The sequence below is a fragment of the Oleiphilus sp. HI0123 genome, from assembly GCF_001635315.1.
On record NZ_LWGE01000672.1, the window covers coordinates 1 to 409 of the forward strand.

General features: G+C 46.2%; 1 protein-coding gene. It reads left to right on the plus strand.

Going from position 1 to position 409, the window contains the following annotated elements:
• On the plus strand, positions 1-409 hold a 409-nt coding region (locus A3761_RS06095; RefSeq protein ID WP_369808183.1), incomplete at both ends, for an MMPL family transporter.

A 409-nucleotide genomic window follows, 5' to 3' on the forward strand; every position in this document is an offset into this window, starting at 1 on the left:
GCGATGTATGACTTATCGCATATCGTCCCCTTAGCATTTTTGATCGCCATCACCTGCATTGCGATCTACATGTTTGCTGCAAGCCGGAGCATCATTACGGTCTTCTCAGGTAGCTTTTCCATCATAGTTGTCATTATTACTTCAATCCTATTCGCGCTTGGTATCTCTGCGTGGCTGGGTATGGATATCACCACCGCATCCGCCAATGCACCAACAATGATTCTGACACTAGCAATCGCCGATTCGATTCATATCCTGGCATCTTTCTTCCAGCAAATGCAGTCAGGGAAAACCAAGGCTCAGGCTGTTATCGAAAGCTTACGTATCAATCAGCAACCCGTTTTTTTAACCAGTGTCACAACCGTAATTGGTTTCTTGTCTCTGAACTTTAGCGACTCCCCTCCCTTCC